Source organism: Spirillospora sp. NPDC052269 (assembly GCF_040679435.1).
Classification (GTDB): domain Bacteria; phylum Actinomycetota; class Actinomycetes; order Streptosporangiales; family Streptosporangiaceae; genus Spirillospora.
The window spans coordinates 48,491-70,676 of sequence record NZ_JBFAUU010000022.1 but is presented as its reverse complement, the minus strand read 5'-3'; the positions used below and the strand labels follow the sequence as shown (position 1 = coordinate 70,676).

The window sequence follows — 22,186 nt, the reverse complement described above, 5'->3', positions numbered from 1 at the left end:
GTTCCGGGCCGTCCGTCCGCGCGCTCACACCCGTGTAGGACGATGCGGAGGACGCCGTGCGCGTTTTCAAGGACGTTCACACCAGCAAAGAGAGATGGCGCTTCCACTGCCCCCGCTGTGTCTGGACCTGGGAGCAGATCTACGAAGCGCGCCTGAGCGGTTCCCATACCGCCTGGTATTACGACGGGCTGCCCAGCCAGCCGCCGTGGATCGACCCCGGATGCCCCTCCTGCGGGGCGTCCGCGAAGGCGCTCCCCGGCGGTGCGCTGATCCCGCCGCAGCCGTGACGCGTTGATCCGCGTCCAGTCCGGAAGCCAGGCCGGACGCGGATCAACCTGCGAGAACAGGCCTCAGCCGGCGGAGAGGACGGACCTCAGCCGGACGACGGCGTCCGCCACCGGGACCTTGACGGTCTCGCCCGTGGCCCGGACGGTGTGCTCGACCACGCCCTCCGCGACCCCCCGCCGCCCGACGGTCAGGCGGTGCGGGACACCGGTCAGCTCGATGTCGCGGAACTTCACGCCCGCGCGCTCCGGACGATCGTCGAGGACGGTGTCGACCCCCGCCGCCCGCAGCTCGCCGTACAGGCGCTCGGCCGTCTCGGCGACCTCGGGATCGTCGGTCTGGGCCGGGACGACCGCGACCGCGAACGGCGCGACGGCCTCCGGCCAGACGATGCCCCGGTCGTCGTGGTGGGTCTCCACGATCACCGCCATCGCCCGCTCGATCCCGATCCCGTAGGAGCCCATGAGCGGGTGGACGCGCCCGCCGTCCGCCGCCAGGACGGTCAGGTCCAGCGCCCGCGTGTAGCGGTCGCCCAGCTTGAAGATGTGGCCGACCTCGATCGCCGGGAACACCTCCAGGGCCGTCCCGCAGGACGCGCACGCCTCGCCCGCCGCGACCTCGCGCAGGTCGGCCCAGGCCGGGGACGGGATGTCGCGCGCCACGTCCACGCCCCGCAGGTGCACGCCGTCGCGGTTCGCCCCGGTGAACATGTTCCGGCGGCCGCGCAGCGCCTCGTCCGCGAGGACGGGCGGCCCGGTCACGCCGACGGCGCCGAGGCTGCCGGGCAGCGCGCCCAGCGCGTCCCTGATCTCCTCGGGCTCGGCCGCCCGGATCTCGGTCGCGCCGGTCACGTCCGCGAGCTTCTGCTCGTGGAGGGCGTGATCACCACGGAGCAGGACGAGCGTGAGCTTGCCGTCCAGCAGGTAGACGAGCGTCTTGACCTGCCGGTCGGCGGACGCGCCGAACCCGGATTCCAGATCTTCGATCGTCCGGACGCCGGGCGTGTCGAACGCCTCCGGCGCGTCCGGGCCGTCCGGGGCGTCGAAGACGGCGTCGTCGATCTTCGCGAGGCGGGACACGGCCGTCTCGACGTTGGCCGCGTACCCGCAGGACGGGCAGCGCACCACGGTGTCCTCGCCCACCTCGGACGGGCAGGCGAACTCGATCGAGCCCGTCCCGCCCATGGCCCCGCTGGACGCCTCGACCGGAACCGCCGGAATCCCGAGCCGCTCGAAGATCCGCGCGTAGGCCGCCCTGTAGGCCTCGAACGACGCGTCCAGGCCGTCCTGGTCGGCGTCGAAGGAGTAGGCGTCCTTCATCGTGAACTCACGCACGCGTATGAGCCCGCCCCGAGGACGCGGCTCGTCCCGGAACTTGGTCTGGAACTGGAACCACTGCTGCGGAAGCTGCCTGTACGACGTCAGTTCCAGGCCCAGGGTCGCGAAGATCTCCTCGTGCGTCATCCCGAGCGCCAGCTCGTTGCCGCGCCGGTCGGCCAGCCGGAACATCTCCGGACCGATCCGCTCCCAGCGCCCCGACCTCCGCCACGGTTCGGCCGGATGCAGCGCCGGGAGCAGCATCTCCTGCGCCCCGATCCGTTCCATCTCCTCCCGGACGATCTGGATGATCTTCGCCCGGACCCGGACCGCCAGCGGCAGCAGCGAATAGTGCCCCGCGTGCAGCCGCCGGACGTACCCGGCGCGCAGCAGCAGCCGGTGGCTCGGCGCGTCCGCGTCCGCCGGATCCTGCCGCAGGGTCGGGACGAACAGGTGTGACCAGCGCATGCGGCGACCATAACGGTGTGGACGCGCCGCTGGCATCGCGTTATTGGACGGTGTCGCGCGTCAGTACCCTTGGGGGCGTGAGTCGAGAAGGTGTGACACCGCAGAGCGAGGATTTCTCCGCCTGGTACAACGAGCTGGTCGTCCGCGCCCAGCTGGTCGACCGCGGCCCAGTGCGCGGCACGATGGTCATCCGACCGTACGGCTACCGGGTGTGGGAGCTGCTCCAGGCCGACCTGGACCGCCGGATCAAGGACGCCGGGCACGACAACGCGTGCTTCCCGATGTTCATCCCGGAGTCCTACCTCAAGCGTGAGGCCGAGCACGTCGAGGGCTTCTCGCCGGAGCTCGCGGTCGTCACCATCGCGGGCGGCAAGCAGCTCGAGGAGCCGCTGGTCGTGCGGCCGACCTCCGAGACGGTCATCGGCGAGTACATGGCCAAGTGGATCGACTCGCACCGCGATCTTCCGCTGCTGCTCAACCAGTGGGCGAACGTCGTCCGCTGGGAGATGCGCCCCCGGATGTTCCTGCGCACCACCGAGTTCCTCTGGCAGGAGGGGCACACCGCGCACATCGACGAGGCCGACGCCATGCGCGAGACCATGTGGGCCCTGGACGCCTACGCCTCGGTCGCCCGCGAGCTGGCCGCTATGCCCGTCATCCCGGGGGAGAAGACCCCCGGCGAGCGGTTCGCCGGGGCCGTCCGGACGTACACGATCGAGGGCATGATGCGGGACGGCCGGGCCCTGCAGGCCGGCACCTCGCACTACCTCGGCACCAACTTCGCCAAGGCGTTCGAGATCCAGTACCAGGACGAGGACAAGAACCTCGCCCTGGCGCACACCACGTCCTGGGGCATGTCCACCCGCATGATCGGCGGCGTGATCATGACCCACGGCGACGACAAGGGCCTGGTGCTGCCGCCGCGGCTGGCGCCCTACCAGGTCGTGATCGTCCCGATCGGGCGCAAGGAGCAGGGCGAGGAGGCCGCCGCCGAGGCGCGCCGCCTGGCCGGCGCGATCAAGGCCATGGGCATCCGGGTGCACGTCGACGACAACCGTCCGCAGCTGTCGCCCGGCTTCAAGTTCAACGAGTGGGAGATGCGCGGCGTGCCCGTCCGCATCGAGCTCGGCAAGCGCGACATCGAGAACGGCGTCGCCACCCTCGCCCGCCGCCTGCCGACCGTGGAGGGCCAGGGCAAGGAGCAGATCCCGCTGGAGAAGGTGCCCGAGCTGCTGCCCGGCATCCTCGCCGACTTCCAGTCCTTCCTGCTGGCCCGCGCCGAGGCGTTCCGCGAGGAGCACACCGCCGACGTCGCCACCTGGGACGAGTTCGCCGCCCAGGTCGCCGGGGGCTGGGCCCGCGCGTTCCACTGCGGCCGCGCCGAGTGCGAGGACGAGATCAAGGCCGACACCTCCGCCACCCCGCGCGTCATCCCCTTGGACGCCCCGGAGGAGACCGGCGCCTGCGTCAAGTGCGGACAGCCGTCCGCGTACGGCAAGCGCGTGATCTTCGGCCGCGCGTACTGATCGACCGAAGGGACGGGCCGGGGCGATCGCCCCGGCCCGTTTCGCTTGCCCGGCGTCTGTCCGGCCTCAGCCGAGGAACCGCCTCCAGCCGGGGGAGTGCGTCGGTTGGGGACGGCGTCAGTTGAGGGACGGGGGCAGGACGCGCAGCGCCAGCATGGACACGTCGTCCCGCAGGTCCCCGTCGCAGAAGTCGAGCAGGGACCGCTCGACCGCGCCGAGCATGTCGTCCACCGGCCCGGACGCGTGCGCGGCGAGCGTCTCCAGCAGCCGGTCCTGCCCGTACTGGTGGCGCGCCACGTCGCACGCCTCCAGCACGCCGTCCGAATGCAGGACGAGCGTGTCGCCCGGCGCGAGGTCGAGCGTGTCGATCCCGGCCTCGAAGTCGTCGAACAGCCCGAGCGGGACCCCGCCCCGGGACGCCGTCCTGATCATGCCGTCCGCGCGGACCACGATCGCCGGGGGGTGCCCCGCCATGCCGAGCGTGACCCGCACGCCCTCGCCGCGCGGCGCGATCCCGGCCAGGACGGCCGTGACGAACCGGTCCTCGGTCAGCAGCGCCTCGTTGACCGTGGCCAGCACCTCGCCCGGGTGCTCCCGCCACCGCGACACCAGCCGGACCGCGTGCCGCGCCGTCGCCGTGACGGCCGCCGCGTCCTCGCCCTTGCCGCACACGTCGCCGAGGACCAGGCCCCAGCCGTCCTTGGCGGGGAACGCGTCGTAGAAGTCGCCGCCGACGTCCGTCCCGTGCGTCGCGGAGGTGTACCGCGCGGCCAGCTCCACCCCGTCGATCTCCGGGAGCGTCCGCGGCAGCAGGCTCGCCTGCAGCGTCGCCGCGACCTCGGCGTGCCGCCGGTACAGCCGCGCGGCCCGGATCACCAGGCCCAGGGACCGCCCGATCCGCTGGCAGACCGACAGGTCCAGCAGCGCGAACGGCCCGTGCTCGCCGCTGCCCGCGAGGGTGATCGTCCCGAGCGTCTGGTCTCCGTCGGTCACCGGGACGCACAGCACCGAGGTCGCGCCGATCACGCCCAGCACCGGCCGCCCGTCCGCGTCCGCGCCGAGCAGGTCCAGGTCCTCCGCGTGCGCCCGCAGCGCGCTCTGCCCGGACTCGAACACCGTCCAGGGCAGGGTTCCCGGGGCCGGGTCCGACTCCGCGAGCCGCCGCGCCGCGTCCTCGGCCCCGGCGTCCTCGTCGGGGCCCTTGACCACGTGCCGCCGCGGCGTCCTGTCGCCGTTCCGGACGGCCGCCGCCTGCCCGCCGCCTTCCGCCTTGCGCTGCGGGACCAGGTCGATGAAGACCCATTCGGCCAGCTCCGCCGCGAGCAGCCGCGCGCACCGCCGCACTGCGACGGTCTCGTTGAACACCGGCTCGTCGAGGAGCATCTCGGTCACTGAGGCCATGACGTCCATGCGGTGCACCAGCGACGCGACCGCCTCGTCCCCGGTCATCTCCACGCCCCGCGCCGTCGCCTCGGCCTTGGACGCGGTCCTGTGCGAGGCCTCGGCCCCCGCCGCGGGGTCGACGGGCGTCGTGGTCGGCCCGGCGACCGCGACCACCATCGGGTCGGGCTCGCCGCGGATCCAGACCCGCGCCAGCGTCACCACCGCGTCCACCGGACGCTCCCTGCCGAGGAACCGCACCGGCACCCGGCAGCGACGCCCGGTGCGGATCACGGCCGCGAGCTGGGACCGCAGGGCGGCCCGCGTCGCCAGATCGCAGAACGCGGTGAACTGCTTGCCCGACACGTACCCGGTGGACGTGCCGAGAAGGTCGGCCGCCTGCCGGTTGACCCGCCGGACGCCGGCGTCGCGGTCGAGCAGGAACAGCGGGACCGGCGCGTCCGTGAACACCGTCTTCAGGACGCGCCGCTCGTCCTCGGCCGCCGCCGCGCGCCCGGCCGCCCCGCCCTGCTCTCCGCCGACCGTCCGCAGCGCCGCGACCGCCAGCTCCAGTTCGACCAGCGCCGCGTCCAGCGTCGGCCGGGCGTCGGCGTCGGGCAGCTCCGCGGCGCGCCGCAGCTCCTCGAGCCGGTCCTCCAGGCCCGCGACCTCGCGCAGCACGCTTTCGGGGTCGAGCTGCTCGGGCATCGAACCCCTCCCTGTCCTCGGCTCCGCACGCTGACACCGGCCCGGGTCTCGTGACCCGCCGGTACGATCCACCGGCATGACCCGCCGGCCGGCCTTCGCAGCCTATTCCCGGAATGGCACCCCGTGTACGAAGAGAAACCCGGCGCCCCCGATCATGCCCGGCCCTGCCGAACATCCCGATTCACCCGCACTGGCCCCTTCGGTCCGCCCCTTCGCCCCTCCTCCGCCACGGCCTCCAGCCCATCGCGCCACCTCACCTGCGCAGACACACCCCGGTGCCCGGTGATCGACTGAGACGACCACCACACCGACCGCGCCGCCCCTGGCGAAGGACGAGATCAAGGACGGCCCGTCTCCGGGTCAGGAGACGCCGCGTCCGCCGACGATGCGCTGGGCGAGGGCGGTGAGCTTGAGGTGGCGGGTCTGGGAGATCCGGCGCATCTCGGCGAACGCCTGGTCGGCGTCGCAGCCGAGGGCGTGCATGAGGATGCCCTTGGCCTGGTCGACGATGGCGCGGGACTCGACGGCCTGCTTGAGCTGGGTGGCCGTCCGGTGCACCTCGTCGTACTGGAGGGTGTTCGACACGGCGGCGCTGCCCTGGGCGGCGAGCAGCGCGGCCAGGGCGTGCTGGCCGGGGGCGAGGCTGTTCGCCGCCACCCCGTAGAGGGTCAGCGTGACCAGCACCGGCGGGTTGTGGTGCGGAGTGGTGCTGAAGCAGCGGACCCCGCGCCGCAGCATGTCGGACGTGGCCTCCGACCAGCGGGTCTCGGCCAGCACGTCGTCCGCCGCGAGGGGCCGCCGGGTGGCGACGACCTCGAACACCGGGCCCTTGCCGCGCGCGAGCTGCCGGTCGGTGATCTCGGCCAGCTCCGGGTGGCTGGCCGCGTGCGCGAGCGGCTCGGGCGTCTCGGACCCGTCGGAGGCGTCCGGAACGGCCCAGCGCACGCCGGACGCGCCCGCGCACCCCGGCACCGCCTGGGCGGCGAGCTCGGCGACACGGGCGAGCGTCCCCACGTCGGAGGACGCGCCGACGACGCCGAGGCGGGCGATCTCCACGGCGAGGCGGTCGGTCAACACGGTGGTGGGCGGCACCCTCCTGACGGTATCCCCTCACCCCAGAGAACGGGTCAGACCGCCTAAACGTTGGGGGGCGCCCTCCAGATCTCCTCGAGCGCGGGCGCCGAAAGGCCGTCCCGGCCCGCGAGGTCGCCGAGCGAGACGATCCCGACGGGCCGCCGCGCCGCGTCCACGACGGGGAGCCGCCGGACGGCCCGCTCCCGCATCAGCCGGACGGCCGTGCCCGTGCCGTCCTCCGGCCGGACGGTCGCCAGGTCGGCGGTGCAGACCTCCCCGAGCGAGGTGATCCGGGCGTCCAGGTCCTCGGCCAGCGCGCGCACGACGATGTCCCGGTCGGTGACCATGCCGCAGAGCCGCCCGCCCACCGTGACCAGCACGTCGCCTATGCCCTCGTCCCGCATCAGCCGGGCCGCCTCGTGCAGGGTGGCGTCGCGTGGCAGCGATCGCGGCCGCGCCGTCATCACGTCGCTCACCCGTGGTTCTCCAGGGGACATCGCCGGTCCCTCCGTTCGCGCACATGTCCCTCTACGCGCGCGCTCTACCCGCGGTCGGGCCGGGTATGCCGAACGGCCCGGAGAGGATTCTCCGGGCCGTTCGGGAAGGCGGTTCAGATGGCGGGGCGGTTCAGAAGGCGAAGACGCGCCCAGTGCGCGAGCGCATGACGCAGTCGTTCCCGTACTGCTTCCGGAAGCGCACGGCCCGCTCCCGCCAGTGCCCGGTGGCCTGCGCGATCACCGGCCGGTAGATCATCGGGCAGATCTGGTTCCGCGCCGGGTCGTGGTCGATCGCCCCGTGGGACGCGGCCAGGTCCGCGCACGCCTGCTCGGCGGCCGGATGATTTCCCCCGGGCGGATCGCACCTCAGGACGACCGTCCGCGTCCCGGAAGTGTTACCTGTCGGATAGGTCAGGGTGAGCCGCAGGAGCGTCCTCGCGGAGTCGCCGCGCGTCCGCTCGACCCCGTGCGTCGCGACGTCCCCACGCGCCTCGCCGCTCTCATGCGCCCCGGTGACCGCCCCTTCCGCGGGCGCCGCGGCCATCCCGATGGTCAGCGCCCCTGCGAGGACGCCGGTGACCAGGTGCTTCATAAAGCACTCCCCACGCTCGGAGAAGATTGGTCGCCCAATGTATCTAAATGATTACGGAACGTGGGTGATATCGCCGAGACCGGTGACACGGGAAGGTCCCGCCATCACGGGGCCGATGGCGGGACCAAGATCAACGCCCGGGGTGGGCGATTCGTGCGAACGACGGAGGTGGGGCTGCTCGGAAAAGGGGAGAGCGGCCCTTTCGGCCGCTCGTGCGGGATTGCGACGAGTCGCGGAACGGGCTCAGGCGGCCAGTACGTGCGTGGCGCGCGACGGGTGGTCGGCGAGGGACTCGCGCAGCTGCTTGCGGCCGCGGTGCAGGCGGGACATCACGGTGCCGATGGGGGTGCCCATCATCGCCGCGATCTCCTTGTAGGCGTAGCCCTCGATGTCCGCGAGGTAGACGGCGTCCCGGAAGTCCTGCGGCAGGGAGCGCAGGGCGGTGACGACGCGCTGGTCGGGGATCCGGTCCAGGGCCTCGGACTCGGCGGACCGGAAGCCGGACGAGTGCGCCTCGGCCTGCGCGATCTGCCACTCCTCCAGCTCCTCGGAGCCGGCGCGCTGCGGCTCGCGCTGCTTCTTGCGGTAGGTGTTGATGAAGTTGTTGGTGAGGATGCGGTGCAGCCAAGCCTTGAGGTTCGTGCCCTCCTGGAACTGGTGGAAGTTCACGTACGCCTTGGCGAGCGTCTCCTGCACCAGGTCCTCGGCGTCGGCGCTGTTCCGGGTCATCCGGACGGCGCTGGCGTAGAGCGGGTCGACGAGAGGCAGGACGTCGCGCTCATAGCGGTCGACGTCGTGGCAGAGGTTCTTGTCCAGTGGACGGACGGCCATGGTCACTGCGGTCATCGTCGCTCCCCGAGGGTCGTGGGCCGGGTGGGCCCAGGTGGCGGACGCGCGGTCGGCGCGTCGTTTCGGGCGGACGTGCCGCCCCTCGTGTTTCGGTGGTACGGGCCACCGGCCCGATCGGTTCGGCGTGGACTCACGTCGCGGTGCGCGGCGAGCCGGGGGCTCGTGCGTGCACGCGACATCTCCCAGAAGGGTGAGCGTTCGCGCCGGGCGGGGTCTCGGCCTCGCATGGAGGGTGGGCCGAGGGAGGGAGTGGGCCGGATCGGCTTCGCCAGAGCGACCCCGGTTCCCGGGACGTCGCGGGCCTTGCCTGATCGAGCCGTCCACTCGATTTCGGTGGCGTTCTCACTGAGTAAGACGCTTGGGACGGTCCAAAAGGTTGCGTGGCGTCAGTCACAATAAGCGGCCTACCGTCCCGATCCACGCTTGGTGGACGGTATAGAGCTCAATCGACCCGCGCAACCTATTTTTCGGCTATTCGCATTCAGAGAGTGATGTAATTGTCACTCTGTGTTGAGAATGGCTCAGGCCGCCGGACCCGGTGGTCCGACGGCCCTGTTCGGCCACCTCACGATCACGCCTTGTCGAAGGTCTTCTTGGCCCAGAGGTAGGAGACGGCGGTGAGGCCGGCGCACCAGGCGATGGCGATGGCGGCGCTGTGGCCGATCGGCGTCCCGAGGAGCAGGCCGCGGACGGTCTCCATGATCGGGGTGAAGGGCTGGTACTCGGCGAACCAGCGCAGGACCGTCGGCATCGAGTCGGTCGGGACGAAGCCGCTGCCGAGGAAGGGCAGGAAGACCAGGGGCATCGGGGCGTTGCTGGCGGCCTCGGGGGTCGAGGACTTCAGGCCGAGCGCGACCGCCAGCCAGGTGGTGGCCACGGCGAACAGGGTGAGCATCCCGAGGGCGCCCAGCCACTCGGCGGGGCCGGCGTCCGGCCGGAAGCCGACCGCCAGGGCGACGCCGACGAGCGCGGCCATTCCGAGGAGCTGCTGGACGATGCTGGCGACGACGTGGCCGGTGAGGACCGAGGCCCGGGAGATCCGCATGGTGCGGAAACGGGCGATGATCCCCTCGGTCATGTCGGTCGCGACCATCACGGCGGTGCCGGTCGTGGCCGTGGCGGCCGTCATGAGCAGGATGCCGGGGACGACGTAGTTGATATAGGCGTCGCGTCCGCCGCCGAGCCCCTTGCCGAGGGTGCCGCCGAAGACGTACACGAACAGCAGCAGGATGATCACGGGCATGACGATCAGCTGCACGGTCATCGACGGGTAGCGGATCATGCGCTTGAGCTGCCGCCGGGTCATGGTGGAGGAGTCGCGCATCGCGAGGGCGAGGGTGCTCATCGGGTGGTCTCCTGCATCTGGCCGGTGAGGGTGAGGAAGACGTCGTCGAGGTCGGGGGTGTGCACACCGAGGTCGGCGGGTTCGACGCCCGCCGCGTCCAGGCGGGCGAGCAGGTCGCGCAGGGACGCGACGCCGCCGTCGGAGGGGATCTGCAGGGTGAGCCCGTCGTCGTCGGACGGGTCCACGAAGCCCTGGCCGAGCGCGCCGAGCGCGTCGAGCGCGTTTTTGAGAGCGTCGTCGGTCGTGAACCGCAGAGACACGTGGCCGCCGGGAATGAGCCGCTTGAGCTCCTCGGAGGTGCCCTCGGCGATCAGCCGCCCGTGGTCGAGCAGGGCGATCCGGTCGGCGAGCTCGTCGGCCTCCTCCAGGTACTGCGTGGTCAGGAAGATCGTGACGCCGTCCCGGACGAGTTCGCGGACGATCTGCCACATCGAGCGGCGGCTGCGCGGGTCGAGGCCGGTGGTCGGCTCGTCCAGGAAGATCAGGCGCGGGTCGCCGACCAGGGTCATCGCCAGGTCGAGCCGGCGCTGCATGCCGCCGGAGTAGGTCCCGGCCGTCTTGCGCGCCGCGTCCACCAGGTCGAACCGCTCGAGCAGCTCGGCGGCGCGCTTCCTGCCGTCCCGGCGGGACAGGTGCTTCAGGTCGGCCATGAGGAGCAGGTTCTCCTCACCGGTGAGCAGCTTGTCGACGGCCGAGTACTGGCCGGTGACGCCGATCGCGCCCCGCACGTCGTCCGGCCTGCGGGCCAGGTCGTGCCCGGCGACCTCGACGGCGCCGCCGTCGGCCGGGATCAGGGTGGACAGGATCTGGACGGTGGTCGTCTTGCCGGCGCCGTTCGGGCCGAGCAGGGAGAAGACCGTTCCTTCGGGGACGGTCAGGTCGATCCCGTCGAGCACGACCTTCTCGCCGTTCTTGTCGCGGTAGGACTTGCGCAGCCCGGTCGCCGCGATGGCCGGCTTCGTCATGATGCCGTTCTCCTTGGAGAGCTGGGGGTGGGCCTGGTCAGAGGCTGCGGGCGGTGATGTCGCCGTGGGACGTGGTCGCGCGGATGTCGAGCTCGACGCCGCCGTCGTTCTTGAGGTCGTTGGTGATGCGGCCGTGTCCGGTGCCGGCGTCGAGGGCGGCCGAGACCCCGGCGGCGGCGCCGACCGAGATCCCGCCGGCCCGGGTGGTGAGGGTGACCGTGCCGCGGACGGCCTCGGTGACGGTGATGTCGCCCTTGCTGGTGTTGATCTCGGCCGGGCCGTTGAGACGGCCGACCGTGACGTCGCCGGCCTCGGTGCTGAGCCGGAGGCTCGCGGCCTCGTCGAGCTTGACCGCGCCGTGCGCGCTCTCGTAGGCCACGTCGCCGAGCCGTCCGACGCCCCGGAACTCGACGCTCGCCGTCTTCGCCTCGACCCGGGAGCCGGCGGGCAGCTGGACGGTCACCTCGATGGCGCCGGACGAGCCGAGGTACCGGTTCCCGGTCATGGTCCGGATCCGCAGGACGCCGTCGGCGTAGTCGACCGCGGTCTGCTCGGCCGCCTTCTGGTCGCGGCCCTTGGAGGCGTCGGCGGGACGGATCTCGACGGCGGTGTCGGCGCGGTCGGCGGCGATCAGCTGGACGCGTCCGGCGGGGACGTCCAGGACGGCGGCGATCGGGGCGGGGGTGTCGAACTTCCGCATCGTTCTCTCCTTGGGGCTCGTTTCGCGGTTCGTCGTTTCCGACAACACGAACGCTACGTTGCATTTCTGGATCAGGCAATGAGTTCGTTGCGCTGAAATCTTGTTAACGCAGGTCAAGGATGAGAAATCATTGCAACGACATGAGAGGCAATGCAACGAAGGTCATCCTGGACGTTGCAATGAAATGACCGTGAACGCTAAGCCGGAGCCGCCGGGGGATCGAGGGGAGGCCGTCGCGCGGTGTCGTCTCCAGGGGGTGGAGTGGGCGCGGTGACCGGCGGCGGGGGCTCGGTAGGAAATTGTCGCTTTTGCGATAGATCGAATTTCGGTGCCCCTCACGTCGGATCTGTAGTGTCGGTCGGGTGGACGCCGGGGCTCGGTGGGGCCGGGGTCGTCGGGGAGTGGGCGCTGTGGGAGAGAGACTGACGCTGCCGGTTCCGGAGAACCTGCATGCGACCTATGCCGTGGCGCTCGCCGCACCGCCCGCCGATCCGCGCGAACTGGCGCGTGAGCAGGTGGCGCGGCTGGTCCGCCCGCCCCTGCGCGACCTGGTCCTCGGGATGCTGGCCAGTCCGCTGCTCACCCTCGACCTGCGCCCGGCCGCCGAGTTCCCGCCGCTTCCGATGGACCTGCTCGCCGCGTACGGGGCGTCCCGGGCCGAGCTGGGGGCGCTGTCCGCCGCGTCCCATCTGCTGGCCGTCCGCGCGGCCTACCGGCCGGGGTGGCCGCCCGCGCACGAATGGGCGGCGCGCGCCGTCGCCGGGGCGGTCGGGACGGCGCTGAGCATGCCCGTCGTGGACGTCTTCACGCCGCAGATCCTCGGCCGGGACCGGCTGGAACGGTCCCTCCCCGGCCCGGACGGCACGATCCGGCTCACCGACTGGATCCTGCTCCCGCACACCGGCGGGCCGCACGGCTTCTGGTTCACGACCAACGGGCTGGCCCGTTTCGGTCTGCCCGAACTGCTGACCGAGAACGTCCCGCCGACGCTGGTCGAAACGTGGGGTCGGCTGCTGAACGGCCTGGCCCGGCGCCTCCTCGACCTCTGGGTCGAGCGCCTCCCGGCGGACGAGCTGCCCGTCTTCGTCGACCTCCCCGAGGTCGTCTCCGTCGGTCTTCAGGACGTCGCCGCAGCTCAGGGGATCGAAGAGGCGATGCTGCGGGAGGTGTCGGTCCGGCTGAGGCTGGACGAGCCGCAGGGCGACGTCCCCGCCGTCCTGACCGTCCTCGCCGCCGACGACGGTCCCGACCGGCTCGAACACCTCTGCGCCGCGCTTTTCGGTCCGTCCTGAACCCCGTTGTCGTGCGTGTGCGGCGGCGGACGTCCGAGGAGAAGATGATCAGCTCAGAGCTTGCCGACGATCTTGTTCTCTGCACAGGATCGTGGACGTGAGATTCGGCCCACGCGACCACCCCGGCCCGCCCGACGAGCCCGGCGATCACGAGCCCGTCCAGCCGCCGCACGCCGTCCCGCCCCCGGCCGCCCCGCCCCCGTCCGCGTCCCGGCTTCCGCGCCGCCGCCGACCGTCCCCGCCGGTGCCCCACCCGGGTGACGTCCGAGTGGCAGGCGGCCCACCCCGCCGCCCCCGCCCCCTCGACCCGTCCGTGGCCCCTCACCACCCCACCCCCCACCCCCCCGCGCCCACCCCACCCCCACCCGCGCCTGCCGCGCCTCCACCCGCGCCTGCCGCGCCCGCACCGCCCCCACCCGCGCCTGCCCCGCCTCAGGGCGCGCCCCCCGCGCCCGCACCGCGCCCACCCGCGCCTGCTTCGCCCGTACCGCCCTCACCCGCACCTCCGGCCGTGCCCCCCTCGCCTCCGGCCGCGTCTGCGCCGTCGGCGGCGTCGCCGTCACCGCCTGCGCCTCCGGCGGGGTCACCGCCTCCGGCGCCGCCTGCGAGCCCGATGCCTTCCTTGCCGCCTGCGGCTCCCGCTCCGCCTGGGGCGACCGTGCCTTTCGCCTCACCCAGGCGGGTTCCCTTCCCGCCCGCGGGCCCCGCCCCCCAAAGCCCCTCAGCGCCGCCGCCCGCCCCACCCGCACAGGACAGGACCGCGCCACCCTCCGACTGGACACCGGTCACCGTCACCCCTGACCGCGGCCGGGAACAAGACCTGCCGCCGCATGCGTCCGCCGACCTCCCGGGCACCTCTGAGACCCAACGGACTCCGGGGCGTACCCCGGACACCGACACGTCGGCGTCCAACGAAGGCGACCCGTGGACCACGGTGCGCGGCGCGGCCGGTCCCACGGCATCGCCCACCCGCGTCGATCCGCTGCCGACAGTCGTCCACGAACCGCTCAACGTCCACCAGGACGAGGTCCCACAGCCCCCCTCGCCCGCCCCGGACGCTCAGGACCCATGGCGAAGCGCGCCCAGGCCCGGCGCGCCAGTACACGCGTCCGCGTCTCCCGAAACCCGCCCGGCCGGTGATCCCGCCGTGGAAGACGACGAACTCTGGACGACTGTGCGCAAGCCCGAGGCCACCGGCCCCTCCGTCACCCGCCGCGACACCGCGCCCCCTGACGCCGACGAGGCCCCGGCCGTTCCGGGGCCCACGACCTCGCCCGCCCTGCCACCGTCCGAGGTGAGCCCGCCGTCCCTCGGCGCGGACTCCACCCCAGAGCCCTCCGACGCATCCGAGCCCGTCGCCGCGTCCGAGGACGTGTGGACCCCGGCTCCCGCGGGCGGACGCCACCGCTCCCCAGAACCCGTCGCCGAACGCCCGTCCGGGCAACCGGGCACCCACCGAAACCCCATGGACGACAACGCCTTCCCCGACGACCACCCCACCCCCGAACCCGAGCCGATCGAGGAAGCGGACCGTCGGTTCGACCACGACCTCACGCCTCCTCCGCTTCCACACGAAGCCCCCGAGCCGCCCAGCCGTCCATCTCAAACGAGACCGGACATCACCGCGCCCGACCGCGAGCCGCCGCACGTCCGCGAGCCCGCCCGCGACCGCGAGACGCCGCGCGACCGTGGGAGCGTGGGTGGCCGTGAGGCTGTGGACGTCCGTGAGACTGTGCGCGACCGTGAGCCCACGGACGTCCGTGAGACCGTGGGCGTCCGTGAGCCCACGGACGTCCGTGAGACCGTGGGCGACCGTGAGCCCACGGACGTCCGTGAGACGGCGCGCGACCGTGGGAGCGTGGGTGACCGTGAGCCCGCGGACGTCCGTGAGACGCCGCGCGTCCGCGAGCCCGCCCGCGACCGTGAGACGGTGCGCGACGGTGGGACGGTGCGCGACCGCGGGAGCGTGGACGTCCGTGAGACGGTGCGGGACCGCGGGACCGCTGATTCCTTGCCGTGGCGGGAGCGGCGTTCGAGGTCCGCCGGACCGGCCGAGGACATGTCCCGCCTGGACGCGCGAGCCCGCCGAGCCCTCGTGGACGAGTTCGTCGGAGCCTTCGTGGGCGGACCCACATGGCAGGCGCTGCTGGTCGTCCTCGAAGGGGCGTTCCCGGGGTTGGGCGTCGGCGCCACCCTCGCGACGAGCGCGGACGAGATCTGGCGTGAGATCGCCCCACTGGACGAGCGCGGAGCGGTGGCGCGTATCGGCATACCGCTGTGGCTGGGCCCCTCAGGACTGGAGGTGGACCTCAGCGCGCACTGGCATTCGACCGCCGCCAACGGGAGGCGTCCTCGCCCGCGCGCGTCCCGGCCGTACCGGCAGGCGCTGGTCGTGGACACCATCGACCCGCTCCGCTACCACCGTCCGGTCAGCGGCCCCAGTTCACCGCACGACCGCCCGTTCGAGGCCGGCTCCTTCGATCTCGAGACCGACTTCCCGACCCCCGCGTCCGACGTGCTCGAAGGCGCGCCGCCCGCCGACTCCGCCCGGTTCGGCCCGGCCTTCGACCAACCGGGAGAGGACGACCGCGGGCGGGCGCACGGCGACGACGAGGACGACACCGGTGTCGTGATCGTCGCGGATCTGACCGCGGCCGGTGTCCGCGTCCTGGACGCGGCGGCCGTGTGGCGGTTCGCGTCCCGCATCATCGCGGACACCCTGCGCGACCCGCGACGTCCCGAGAGCCGGCAGCGGGCCCGCCGCACCCTGCGTTCGCTGAGGCGCGTCGTCATGGTCGACCCGCGACTCGGCCTGGGCCTGTGCCTCGGCCTGGACGACCGGCACACCCCACGCTGCCTCCTGGTCTTCCGCGTCGAACGCACGGAGGTGGCGATCCCCCGCTTCGTCCGCCCCTGACCGGTCGAAACGAGGACGCGCCGGACGGGTCACCCCATCCGGCGCGTCACCTCGCAGCCGTCGTCACTCCCCCGGACGCAGCCAGCTCAGGTCGCACTGCCGCTCGGCGGGTAGCGCGCGGATGCGGGCGACGAGCTCCCGGGGGTCGTCCTCGTCCTCGGCGAACGAGGCCGACCCGGTGTCCTCCGAAAGCAGCCCGCACAGGAGAGTGTCGTGGGCCCGGACCGCGATGAACAGGCCGAACCGGACGAGCCCGTCACCGCGAAGATGCGCCAGCTCGGTGAGCAACGCGGCCAGCCCTGACGGATCCTGCGGGTCGTACAGTCCGCGCACGTACGCGAACATCTCCTCGGCCAGGGCCTCGGAACGCCGTCCGGAGAGGTGGTAGGACGTCCCCATGAACCCGCCGCCGCCCACTCCGGCGGCGCGCTGATCGCGGATCCGCACCCGCAGCCCGTACTCGGCGGCGGAGCGCTCGAACGCCTCGACCAGCAGCGCCTCCGCCTCGCCCTCCTCGCTCAGGACGACCCCGGAGACGACGCCCTTCTCGGACGCGAGCCGGTCGAGCATCTCCTGGTGCAGTTCCCGGACGTCCTGCTCGACGACGTCCAGGGAACGGGCGAGCGCGCGCTGCGCCTCGCGGTCGAGCTCCATCTCGGCGACCCGCCCGGACAGCATGCCGAGTTCCTTCTCGGCCCGGTCCACGCGATCGGCCAGCGCCTCGAGATGCCCGACCAGCTCGGGCGACGCTTCGCCGCCCACGACGGGCTGAGGAAGCGCCTCCGGCGGCGGCCCCTGGACGGACTGGTCCAGGTCGGCGCGCATCGCGTCCTGCCGTCGGGTGAGCTCGACCACCCGGTCACGCAGTTCACGCAGCTCCGCCTGTGCGCGGGGGAGTCGCTTGTCGGACGCCAAGTACAGTTCGCGCCCGGCGATCGCCAGGCATAGCAGCACCAGGATCACTGTGGTGGTCATACAGCTCCCTCGGGGGCGGGCACCGCCCTCAACCTAACCACCCGAGACCGAACTAACCCCAGTCGGAAGGGATCTCGTCCGAATCACACGACCATTTCCTGGTCTGTTTCCCGCCCGGCCCCCACAACGGACACCCCGAACCCTGGTTCCGGACAGTCCACACCCCGGTCACCGGCTCGTCCGCATCCGGACGGACTCGAAGACGCAAGCGCCGACACCCCGAACGCCCGTTCCCACGGCTACCGGACGCACCGTTCCCACAGCTCCTGGTACCGGACGCGCTGTTCCCACGGCTCCCGGTGCCGGACGCACCGGGAGCGCATTCAGGAGGTCTCGTGGGTCATGCGCGGATCATGTCGAGGAGTCGTCGGACGTGGCGCTGCTGCTCGCTCCTTGCGGGTGGGCTAGCCGAAGAGGTCGAGCATGTCGATGAACGCGTCGGCGGCGCTGTCCACCACGACGTGCGCCGCCACATGGGCGGCGGCTCCGGCGACGATGCCGCCCGCGATGATCGCGCCCGCGGCGGCCACCTCCGCACCCGGGTGATAGGAAGCGCCGTAATGCCCGTGGTGGTGATGACCGTGGGCGTACATCGGCGCACCGTGCATGGCCGGTGGGTACGGTGCCATCGGTGGCGGAGGCATTCCGGGCCCAGGCGGCATCGGCGGTGCGCCCAGCGGAGGCGGCGGCAGAGGCGCTCCGGGAGGAGGCCCCGGCATGGCTCCAGGAGGAACGGCTCCGCCAGGGCGACCGGGAGGCGGCGGGTACGCGGGCATGCCGGGACCAGGCCCAGGCTGCCCGGCGCGGTGCGGAGGCGCACCGGGAAAGGGCGGCGAACCGGGCGGAACAGGGCCGCCCCCTGGGAACGGTGCCCCCTGAGGGCCCTGTCCAGGCCCCGGGACGGGCATGGGCCCGTTCGGGCCGGGCATCGGACCGGGCGGAACGGCCCCTCCTCCAGGCCCCATGGGACCGGGAGGCGGCACACCGGGAACACCATGGGCCGCCGGAGGCATACCCGGCGCCCCAGGGCCTGCGCCCGGACCACCTGGACCCGGCGGAAGCGGAGGAGCCCCGAAGGGCGCCGGGCCGGCAGGCATCCCCGCACCCGGGGGCATCCCTGGACCAGGTGGAACGCCTGGGCCCTGCGGAATCCCGGGACCAGGAGGCATTCCTACGCCCGGAGGCATCGGAGGGCCGCCCGGACCGACCGGGTTCGGAGGCATGCCCGGCATCCCCATGCCCGCCCCGAAGGCAGGCGCGGGCGCGCCGGGACCGAACGCCGGGCCGGGCGCCGCAGGCCCCGGACCGCCCGGTCCAGGCATGGGACCAGCCCCAGGCATGGGACCAGGACCAGGCATCGGTCCGCCAGGCATCGGGCCGCCAGGGCCGGGAGCCGCAGGAGCGAACGGACCGCCTAGACCGGGGGCGGCGGGGCCACCTGGAGGCATTCCCGGGAGGCCCGGAGGGACGGGGCCCGGGCCCGGCGGCATGCCGGATGCGGCTGCTCCAGGTCCTGGGCCGAAGCCCGGCGGGAGGGCCGGAGGGCCGCCTGCGGGCGCGGGGGAGTGGGCCCCCTGCGGGGGCGGCGCGCCGGGTGAGTGGTCGAGGTTCGGGGGGAGGGCGACGGCGGACTCGAGCCAGTCGGTGAGCAGGGACGTCCAGTCGCTCTCGCCGGATTCGGGGTGCTCGACGGCGAAGACGCCGTAGGAGTCGTCCTGAGGGGCTGAGCGGCCACGGGCGCGGAGCTTGAAGCCCATCATGGACGGGCTGGCGATGAAGGTGAGCCCGACGCCCTCGATGCGGCCGCGGTGCTGCGGCGGCGGGGCGAGCTGGATCTCCTGGTGGAAGGGGAGCTGCTGGGACAGGCCCCCCACCTTGGACGTCCGGAACGTGACCGTGGTGATGGTGAAGCCCATGCGCGCGGCGGCCTGGAGGACCCACTGCTGGGATCGCAGCGGCTCGACCGAGATGGGGTCGACGTCGCCCAGGTCGGGCGCGCCGCGGACGTCGACCTCGGTGCACAGCCCGAGGGTGAAGCCGGGCAGTTCGTGACCGAGGACGGTGGTGAACGGCAGCTCGTACGGCAGCGGGATGGAGAACGGCAGCGTCCGCTCCTCGCCGGGGCCGAGCATGAAGGAGCGGGTGAGCGCACCCCGGTACACCTCGGGACCGGCGATGTCGCGGCCCTGTGGATCGCGCGTGCGCGGCATGAGCGCGATCGTGACGTTCCGGACGTCGGTGGGGGCGGCCCCGCCGCCCAGGTGGACGTTGCCCGCCACGACGCCGCCGGGCGCGCATTGCTGCTCGGCCAGGACGGTGTCCACCGACGGTCCCGCGTATCCCACTGGATGATCTCCTCTCGTCTTCCGACAAGCGGCACACTACGCCCAGCGGCCCCGGCGGCCGAACGGCCGCCGGGACTGTGGATAACTACTTCGCCGTCACGCTCACGGTCGCGTACCCGAGCTTCTCCAGAGGCTCGCGGATCTGCGACGCGTCGCCGACCGCGATAACGGTGAGGCGCTCGGTGTCGACGTGGGTCGTGTACGCGCGCGCGACCGACTCGGGCGTCGCGGCGCGCACGGCGGCCAGGTAGCGGGACGGGTAGTCCGCGCCGAGGCCGCTCGCGGACGCGTCGGCGAGTTCGGCGGCCACCGCGCGGGACGTCTCGTACTCCCCGGGCGCGCGGTCGGCGAGGGCGCTGATCGCGGCGGTCGCCTCGTCCGCCTCGACGCCGCGCTCGCCGATGGAGCGCAGCTGGGTCAGGGCGTCCGCGACGGCGTCGCCGGTCACCTCGGTGTGGACCGAGCCCTGCGTCACGAACACGCCGCAGTACGGCATCCGCAGGATCCCCGTGCGCACGCCGTAGGTGTAGCCCTTCTCCTCGCGCAGGACGGCGTTCAGCCGGGACGTCAGGCCACCGCCGAGGACGTGGGCCGCGACCGACAGCAGCGGCCAGTCGGGGCTCGTGCGGTCCGGGACGCTGTGGCTGATATTCAGGTACGTCTGGACGGAGCCGGGACGGTCCACGATGACGATGCGCGGCTCGTTCACGGGCGCGATGGTGTCGGCGACCGGAAGCGCCGTGCCGGACGACGCCCAGCCGGTGAGCGCGTCCGCGAGGGTCGCCTCGACGTCGGTGCCCGCGATGTCGCCGGCGACGACCGCGGTGGCCTCGGCCGGGACGATCGAGCCGAAGTAGGCGCGGACGGCGTCGCCGGTCAGCCCTTCGACGGACGCGCGCGAGCCCCCGGTCGGGCGCGACGCGCGCGCCTCGGCGGGGAACAGGACCGCGCGCAGTTCGCGCGCCGCGCGCGAGCCCGGGTCGGCGTCCTCCTGAGCGATCTCCTCCAGCCGCTCGTTCACCAGGCGCCGGACGTCCGAGTCGGCCAGCGCGGGCCCGCGCAGGACCTCGCCGAGCAGTTCCAGCGCTTGGGCGAGACGCGTCACCGGAGCGTCCAGGGCGATGCGCAGGGCGGTCAGGTCGGCCGACGCGTACAGGGACGCGCCGAGACGCTCGAACGCGTTCGTCAGGGCCGTGCCGCCACCGGCCTTGGTGCCCTCCAGGAACGCGCGCGCGGTGAGCGTGGCGACGCCGTCCTGGTCGGAGCCTTCACGTCCCGCGCCCGCGTCCAGCACGAGCCGGACGGCCGCCAGGCGACGGCCCGGCAGTTCGCAGCGCAGCGTCCCGGGACCGGACGGCACCTGGCCGGCCGCCGCGGAGGGGAACTCCCAGGCCGGGAACGGCCCGGGGACGGGCCGCTCGGCGAGCCTCACCGTCTCGGTCACTTGGACGCACCTCCGTAGGTGAGCGCGGTGCGGGCGCCCGGCGCCAGCCAGCGGCCCGCCATCTGCTTGATCTGGTCGCCCGTGACGGCCGCTGCGCGCGCGGGGGCGGTGAACACCCGGGACGCGTCGCCGAACTGGGTCGCGTTCTGCGAGAGCGCGTTGGCGAGGCCGGTGACGGTCTCGGTGCGCTCCAGGAAGCCGCGCTCGGCCTGCGCGGTCGCGCGCGCGGCCTCCTCCTCGGTCGGGCCCTCGGCCGCGAACCGGGTCAGCTCCTCGTCCAGCACGGCGGAGATCTTCTCCACGTCCGGGCCGACGGCCTCGACGAGCGCGAGGGACGGGCCGTCCGCGAGCCGGGTGACGCCCGCCCACACCTCGGTGGCGATCTGGTCGCGGCGGACCATCCGGTCGTACAGCCGCGAACCGGACCCGCCGCCGAGCACCTCGGCGGCCATCTCGGCCGCCTCGATCTCGTCGCCGCCGTCCGTCGGCAGCGTGAACATCGCGAAGTACGCGGGAGACGGCACGTCCTCGTCCACGGCCTCGACCCTGACGCCGCTGAGCGGCCCGAGATCACCCGGACGCGCCCCGGGGGTGGCCGGACCCGCCGGGATGCCGCCGAAGTACCTCTCGACGGCGCTCAGCGTCTCCTCGGGGTCGACGTCGCCGACGATCGACAGCACCGCGTTGTGCGGCGCGTACCAGGTGCCGAAGAAGTCCGTGCAGTCCTTGAGCGTCGTCGCGTCCAGGTCCTCCATGGACCCGATCGGCGTGTGCGCGTACGGGTGGCCGGACGGGAACGTCAGGCTGCACAGGCGCTCGAACGCCGTCCCGTAGGGCTGGTTGTCGTAGCGCTGGCGGCGTTCGTTCTTCACCACGTCCCGCTGGTTGTCCAGGTTCGCCTGGGTGAGCGCCGCGGGGAGCGTCCCCATGCGGTCGGCCTCCAGCCACAGCGCGAGCTCGAGGTGGCTCACCGGGACGGTCTCGTAGTAGTTGGTGCGCTCGAAGGACGTGCTGGCGTTGAAGGACGCCCCGGCGGCCTCCAGCAGCGCGGCGTGCTCGCCCTCGGCGACGTTCCCCGAGCCCTGGAACATCAGGTGCTCGAAGAGGTGGGCGAGGCCCGTGCGGCCTGCGTGCTCGTGCCGCGAGCCCACGCCGTACCAGATGTTGACGGCGGCCAGCGGTACTACATGGTCCTCGCAGACCACCACCCGCAGGCCATTGCCGAGCGTGTGCTCGTGCAGCGGCTGTTCGGCCACGAAGTGCTCCCGTCCGGTCGGTGATCGGTTCCGGGGGAAACGTCGCAGCCCGCCCGGCAGCGGGCTTGATCCCCGGATTCACCGTACCGGCTGGGACTTCCCCTCACGCGCGCGAAGCCGCGCGGGAACACACGGGAAATCGGAGTCGCGCGAACGCGCCGCAAGGAACCAGACCGCGAGCGCTCTGTAAGGAACCGGACCGCGAGTGCTCCATCACGGGCTGGACCGCGGGCGCTTCGTCAGGGGCTGGAC

General features: G+C 72.9%; 17 protein-coding genes and 1 pseudogene. 4 read left to right on the top strand and 14 right to left on the bottom strand.

The window, feature by feature from the left end:
- The first annotated feature begins 56 nt into the window (after nucleotides 1-56).
- Complete coding sequence (locus AB0L06_RS36570; RefSeq protein ID WP_500235776.1) at nucleotides 57-287, top strand: hypothetical protein; 231 nt, start codon at nucleotides 57-59, stop codon at nucleotides 285-287.
- 63 nt (nucleotides 288-350) lie between these two features.
- Here AB0L06_RS36570 and AB0L06_RS36565 read toward each other — a convergent pair whose 3' ends face one another.
- The gene (locus AB0L06_RS36565) at nucleotides 351-2,069 is read right to left on the bottom strand and encodes a proline--tRNA ligase (protein ID WP_500235774.1); all 1,719 of its coding nucleotides are present in this window, start codon (nucleotides 2,067-2,069) and stop codon (nucleotides 351-353) included.
- Between the two features lie 77 nt (nucleotides 2,070-2,146).
- Here AB0L06_RS36565 and proS point away from each other — a divergent pair, with 77 nt between their 5' ends.
- Entirely contained in the window at nucleotides 2,147-3,595 is a 1,449-nt protein-coding gene (gene proS, locus AB0L06_RS36560; RefSeq protein ID WP_500235772.1) for a proline--tRNA ligase, read from the top strand.
- Nucleotides 3,596-3,712: 117 nt separating this feature from the next.
- Here the strand turns inward: proS and AB0L06_RS36555 are convergent, their stop codons facing one another.
- The 8 genes from AB0L06_RS36555 to AB0L06_RS36520 all read right to left on the bottom strand — a co-directional run bounded on the left by AB0L06_RS36555 (nucleotide 3,713) and on the right by AB0L06_RS36520 (nucleotide 11,705).
- On the bottom strand, nucleotides 3,713-5,683 hold the full coding sequence (locus AB0L06_RS36555) for a SpoIIE family protein phosphatase (protein ID WP_500235771.1): 1,971 nt from the start codon (nucleotides 5,681-5,683) through the stop codon (nucleotides 3,713-3,715).
- A 360-nt stretch (nucleotides 5,684-6,043) separates the two neighbouring features.
- The gene (locus AB0L06_RS36550; protein ID WP_500235770.1) at nucleotides 6,044-6,775 is read right to left on the bottom strand and encodes an ANTAR domain-containing protein; all 732 of its coding nucleotides are present in this window, start codon (nucleotides 6,773-6,775) and stop codon (nucleotides 6,044-6,046) included.
- Between the two features lie 44 nt (nucleotides 6,776-6,819).
- Entirely contained in the window at nucleotides 6,820-7,233 is a 414-nt protein-coding gene (locus AB0L06_RS36545; RefSeq protein ID WP_500235769.1) for a CBS domain-containing protein, read from the bottom strand.
- Between the two features lie 151 nt (nucleotides 7,234-7,384).
- A complete protein-coding gene (locus tag AB0L06_RS36540) occupies nucleotides 7,385-7,846 on the bottom strand; it encodes an SSI family serine proteinase inhibitor (RefSeq protein ID WP_500235768.1) in 462 nt (153 codons plus the stop codon).
- 243 nt (nucleotides 7,847-8,089) lie between these two features.
- On the bottom strand, nucleotides 8,090-8,692 hold the full coding sequence (locus AB0L06_RS36535) for a sigma-70 family RNA polymerase sigma factor (RefSeq protein ID WP_500235767.1): 603 nt from the start codon (nucleotides 8,690-8,692) through the stop codon (nucleotides 8,090-8,092).
- Nucleotides 8,693-9,266: 574 nt separating this feature from the next.
- Nucleotides 9,267-10,040 (bottom strand): ABC transporter permease, encoded by a 774-nt coding sequence (locus AB0L06_RS36530; protein ID WP_500235766.1) that lies wholly within the window; start codon nucleotides 10,038-10,040, stop codon nucleotides 9,267-9,269.
- On the bottom strand, nucleotides 10,037-11,005 hold the full coding sequence (locus tag AB0L06_RS36525; RefSeq protein WP_500235765.1) for an ATP-binding cassette domain-containing protein: 969 nt from the start codon (nucleotides 11,003-11,005) through the stop codon (nucleotides 10,037-10,039). The genes AB0L06_RS36530 and AB0L06_RS36525 overlap by 4 nt, the downstream gene beginning before the upstream one ends.
- A gap of 37 nt (nucleotides 11,006-11,042) precedes the next feature.
- On the bottom strand, nucleotides 11,043-11,705 hold the full coding sequence (locus tag AB0L06_RS36520) for a DUF4097 family beta strand repeat-containing protein (RefSeq protein WP_500235764.1): 663 nt from the start codon (nucleotides 11,703-11,705) through the stop codon (nucleotides 11,043-11,045).
- Nucleotides 11,706-12,115: 410 nt separating this feature from the next.
- Here AB0L06_RS36520 and AB0L06_RS36515 point away from each other — a divergent pair, with 410 nt between their 5' ends.
- Nucleotides 12,116-12,997: a hypothetical protein gene (locus tag AB0L06_RS36515; protein ID WP_500235763.1), complete on the top strand. Its 882-nt coding sequence runs from the start codon at nucleotides 12,116-12,118 to the stop codon at nucleotides 12,995-12,997.
- A gap of 1,147 nt (nucleotides 12,998-14,144) precedes the next feature.
- Nucleotides 14,145-15,914, top strand: coding sequence for a hypothetical protein (locus tag AB0L06_RS36510; RefSeq protein WP_500235762.1), 1,770 nt, complete (start codon nucleotides 14,145-14,147; stop codon nucleotides 15,912-15,914).
- 63 nt (nucleotides 15,915-15,977) lie between these two features.
- Here AB0L06_RS36510 and AB0L06_RS36505 read toward each other — a convergent pair whose 3' ends face one another.
- The 5 genes and pseudogenes from AB0L06_RS36505 to AB0L06_RS36485 all read right to left on the bottom strand — a co-directional run bounded on the left by AB0L06_RS36505 (nucleotide 15,978) and on the right by AB0L06_RS36485 (nucleotide 21,934).
- On the bottom strand, nucleotides 15,978-16,889 hold the full coding sequence (locus AB0L06_RS36505; RefSeq protein ID WP_500235761.1) for a hypothetical protein: 912 nt from the start codon (nucleotides 16,887-16,889) through the stop codon (nucleotides 15,978-15,980).
- 404 nt (nucleotides 16,890-17,293) lie between these two features.
- Nucleotides 17,294-17,497, bottom strand: a complete 204-nt coding sequence (locus AB0L06_RS36500; protein ID WP_500235865.1) for a hypothetical protein — start codon at nucleotides 17,495-17,497, stop codon at nucleotides 17,294-17,296.
- A gap of 1,155 nt (nucleotides 17,498-18,652) precedes the next feature.
- A pseudogene (locus tag AB0L06_RS36495) lies at nucleotides 18,653-19,234 on the bottom strand (sporulation protein); the annotation flags it as partial.
- A gap of 85 nt (nucleotides 19,235-19,319) precedes the next feature.
- Entirely contained in the window at nucleotides 19,320-20,678 is a 1,359-nt protein-coding gene (locus AB0L06_RS36490; protein ID WP_500235760.1) for a M16 family metallopeptidase, read from the bottom strand.
- Nucleotides 20,675-21,934: a M16 family metallopeptidase gene (locus AB0L06_RS36485; protein ID WP_500235759.1), complete on the bottom strand. Its 1,260-nt coding sequence runs from the start codon at nucleotides 21,932-21,934 to the stop codon at nucleotides 20,675-20,677. Before AB0L06_RS36485 ends, AB0L06_RS36490 begins: the two co-directional genes overlap by 4 nt.
- Between the last annotated feature and the right edge of the window lie 252 nt (nucleotides 21,935-22,186).